Annotated in this window: 3 protein-coding genes; all 3 read left to right on the forward strand. The window is 45.8% G+C overall.

The genetic code is table 11. The features are described 5' to 3' along the window. The first annotated feature begins 56 nt into the window (after positions 1-56). The 3 genes from KM934_RS12670 to KM934_RS12680 all read left to right on the forward strand — a co-directional run bounded on the left by KM934_RS12670 (position 57) and on the right by KM934_RS12680 (position 1800). Complete coding sequence (locus tag KM934_RS12670; protein ID WP_215760971.1) at positions 57-893, forward strand: 5' nucleotidase, NT5C type; 837 nt, start codon at positions 57-59, stop codon at positions 891-893. Next, positions 884-1432, forward strand: a complete 549-nt coding sequence (locus tag KM934_RS12675; protein ID WP_215760973.1) for a hypothetical protein — start codon at positions 884-886, stop codon at positions 1430-1432. Before KM934_RS12670 ends, KM934_RS12675 begins: the two co-directional genes overlap by 10 nt. A 107-nt stretch (positions 1433-1539) precedes the next feature. Continuing rightward, a complete protein-coding gene (locus KM934_RS12680; protein ID WP_215760974.1) occupies positions 1540-1800 on the forward strand; it encodes a protein-tyrosine phosphatase family protein in 261 nt (86 codons plus the stop codon). Positions 1801-1835 lie beyond the last annotated feature (35 nt).

Here is a 1835-nt window from a genome sequence, read left to right on the forward strand (position 1 = left end):
GTAAGACGATTACTTATGCCAATAGGGATACTTCTATGGGTGCTGAGTAGTTACTCTTGCAATCCTTAAAGCAAAAAAATGTAAAAAAACAATATCAGGTTTGTGGTATGGCAGGCAAAGAAGCTAAGCGGATGACAAATGCCGATTGGCAGACGAACCAGACAGTATGGTGGAATGGACATGCGATTGATAGGCAAAGTGGCGTTTTCCTTACACTGATAAAGAATGCTTATGAGGCAATGTTTGAGCAGAATGAATGTTTCCGCACTGCTCTCATGGATACACGTGGTAAGATGTTGTATCATAGCCAAGGTGAACAGGATTCTCACAAGACGATACTCACGGAACTGGAGTTCTGCGGAATACTGACTGATTTGCGCGACCGCTATGATCTCCGGGATAAGACAAAGGAATTGGAGGAGAAGTCTATCCGAAGGAAGAAACGAGTGTTTGTGGATATGGACAATGTGCTTGTGGATTTTCAATCGGGACTTGACCTTCAGTCAGATGAGATCAAAAAAGAATACGAAGGACATCTTGATGAGATTCCTGGCCTCTTTGCCGAGATGAAACCTATGCCGGGAGCCATCGAGGCTATGCACACGTTGCAAGAGCATTTTGACCTCTACATCCTCTCTACAGCTCCTTGGAAGAATCCTTCGGCATGGTCAGATAAGGTGAAGTGGGTGACACGTTATTTGGATGATGTGTTCCACAAACGAATGGTCATTACCCATTGCAAGAACCTCTGTAAAGGCGACTATCTCATTGATGACCGTGGCAAGAATGGCACAAGTGAGTTTGAAGGAAAATGGATTCAGTTTGGCAATAATGAATTCCCTGATTGGGAAAGTGTGGTAAACTATTTGTTGAGACAAGAATTATGTTGGTGATACATCCCAAAGACAAGACCACGGCGATGCTTTCAGCCCTGTATGAAGGGCTGGAAGCACAGGTGGTTGATGACCGCCGTTCAACAAAAGAGATGGGGCATCTGTTGCATCATGTCTCTACACAGGAGCGTATCATGTTGCTGGGACATGGCTCAGACAAGGGACTGTTCTACCGTGCGGATGACAGAAAAGAGGGATTTGACAAAGTCATCGTGGGGCATCCCCACGCTTATCATCTGCGCAAGCATGGAGGAAACATTGTGGCTGTATGGTGCAATGCCGACCAATTCGCACGTGCAGAAGGTTTGCATGGTTTGTTTACGGGGATGATAGTTTCAGAGTTAAATGAGGCTCTATTATACCAGGTAGAGACGACACAGGAGGAACTTGATCGTGAGAATGTGAAGTTGGCCCGTAGGCTGAGAGCATTGCTTGATAAAAGAATCCCCCTGAGCGAGATACCTAAACGGATGCTGGCAATGGATGATGTCCACTCACCCTTGACCACATTCAATTACAATAAATTCTTTTATTTTTAAGAATTAACAAGATGATGGATTATCTGTTTGTCAATAAGCCCAATGCTTTGTATGAGGCATTGAAGCAATACCCTATTGTTGACCTTGCCCCTGTCTATGATAAAGGAGTGAGAGGCAGAACAATGTCGGGACGTGGCAGCAACTGGCTGTTGGCAAAGGTGCGTGACGTCGGCGTAAAGGTCATCATCGACCTCCGCACGGCAGACCACACCGATCGCTACGACCGCAATGTAGCAGAGGCTGGCTTGGAATACCACAATCTGCCCATCGACAGCAGGAACACGGACGTACATCAGATTATTGGCTCACTTCCGCTGCTGTTCGAGTTGATGGATAATGGTGGCTTCTATATAGGGATTGTCGTTTAATTCTTTCAGTCGTGGACGCATAGAGGTCATCTTGG

This window comes from Hallella faecis, from assembly GCF_018789675.1.
GTDB lineage: Bacteria > Bacteroidota > Bacteroidia > Bacteroidales > Bacteroidaceae > Prevotella > Prevotella faecis.

Excerpts from the sequence above, each read along its gene's own strand:
- KM934_RS12675 (WP_215760973.1), top strand. The coding sequence starts at position 884 with ATGTTGGTGATACATCCCAAAGACAAGACCACGGCGATGCTTTCAGCC.